The sequence below is a fragment of the Lactobacillus sp. genome, from assembly GCF_051873315.1.
Classification (GTDB): domain Bacteria; phylum Bacillota; class Bacilli; order Lactobacillales; family Lactobacillaceae; genus Lactobacillus.
The window spans coordinates 1-1800 of record NZ_JBJEES010000109.1; the positions used below are offsets into that span (position 1 = coordinate 1).

Consider the following 1800-nt stretch of genomic DNA (forward strand, 5'->3'; position numbering starts at 1 on the left):
AAAGTCAATTCTTTTTTGCTAAAAAGTCTGCAAACAAAAACCAGGAAATCATGGCAGTGATTCCCTGGTTGATCGTCCTATTCACCAAACTAAGCCGCTGAAAGCACTTTCCCAGCAAAACTTAATCTGTATTTAAAGTATACGAGCTTTTCGTCCAAAGTCAAGACCGGGCCAGCAAAACATTGCCCCCCGCCCGGCTGAACCCGTAATAATTGATCTTATCCAAATTCATTCTATTTTTTCTTTCGTGAAAACTAAGCTGCCGGGAAAGACATGAACTGGTGGGGCAACATGGTCAAAGCGGCAAAGACCAGGTTCAAGACCAAAGCCAGAGTCAAGGCCCAAGTCTCTTCTTTTTTCAGCAGATAGTTGATCGCCAATAAAGACAGAGCAGCTCCAGCCGCCAGTCCCTCTCCCTGCCAAAAGAGGAGCAGGGCTGACGCCAGCAAGCCACTATTTAAAATATCTAATACCCGCTTCCCCGGCCGCCAGAGGAAGTAGGCGCTAAGCCCCTCTAAAAGGCAGAGCACGGCAAAAATCCCCGCCTTGACTGGCTGGCTGGCCAAATAAGCCGCTAAGCCGCTGCTGGCAGCCAAAAAGGCCCCAGCCAAGGCGGAGATGGTGGTTAAAATCGACAATAAGTATCTGTAGATTGGCAAAAATTCACCTTTTCTAAAAGCAACTCTCAAGTTAATTGCCTTTATTCTAGCAAAAATGCCTTAACATTTATATCTTGAAAACGATTCGTTTTATTTTTTCAATAAAAAACTCCCCAGGCCAAGCCCGGAGAGTTAAATTTAGCGATCTGGACTACTTGTCCAGCTTAATGTTCTTTTCGTCGTCGACGATCTTTTCCGGCCGCATGGTTGGGAAAAGCAGGACGTCGCGGATTGAAGCCGCGTTGGTCAAAAGCATGACCAGACGGTCGATCCCGATGCCCAGACCACCCGTAGGCGGCATACCGTATTCCATGGCCCGCAGGTAGTCTTCGTCGATGATGTCGGCTTCGTCGTTGCCGGCGTCACGTTCAGCCATTTGGGCTTCGAACCGTTCCCGCTGGTCAAGCGGGTCGTTCAGTTCTGAGAAGGCGTTGCCGTATTCATTGCCCATGATGAAGATTTCGAAACGGTCAGTGAAGCGTGGATCATCCGCGTTCTTCTTGGCCAGCGGTGAAACTTCAACCGGGTGGCCGTAAACGAAGGTTGGGTCAACGATTGATTTTTCACCAAATTCTTCGAAGAAGGCGTTGATGATGTGACCAACTTGCCAGTAAGGTTCAACTTCAACATGGTGTTCAGCGGCAACCTTCCGGGCTTCTTCCAGAGTCATTGGCTGCCAGAAGTCAACGCCAGTTAATTCCTTGATCAGGTCAACCATGTGCACCCGACGGAATGGCTTGCCCAAGTCCAAGTCAGTGCCTTGGTAGTTGATCTTGCCATCTTCTGAAACAACCTTGGCAGCTGCCCGGATGATGCCTTCAGCTTCATCCATGACATCGTGGAAGTCGTAGTAAGCAGCGTAAGTTTCCAGTTCAGTAAATTCAGGGTTGTGCTTCAGGTCCATCCCTTCATTTCTGAAGACCCGGCCGATTTCGTAAACCCGTTCCATGTCACCGACGATCAAACGCTTCAGTGGCAATTCCAAAGCGATCCGCATGTAAAGGTTGATGTCCAGGGCGTTGTGGTGGGTAATGAACGGACGAGCTTCAGCCCCGCCTGGGATGTTGTGCAGAACCGGAGTTTCAACTTCCAGGAAGTCCTGCCCGTTCAAGTAGTCACGGATAGCCTGGATGATCTTGGT

At 49.4% G+C, this 1800-nt stretch carries 2 protein-coding genes; both read right to left on the reverse strand.

Going from position 1 to position 1800, the window contains the following annotated elements; genetic code table 11:
* Positions 1 to 254: 254 nt before the first annotated feature.
* A complete protein-coding gene (locus tag ACI32D_RS06390) occupies positions 255 to 659 on the reverse strand; it encodes a hypothetical protein (RefSeq protein ID WP_439775768.1) in 405 nt (134 codons plus the stop codon).
* A 151-nt stretch (positions 660 to 810) separates the two neighbouring features.
* A partial coding sequence (gene lysS, locus ACI32D_RS06395; protein ID WP_439775769.1) for a lysine--tRNA ligase occupies positions 811 to 1800 on the reverse strand: 990 nt, incomplete at its 5' end.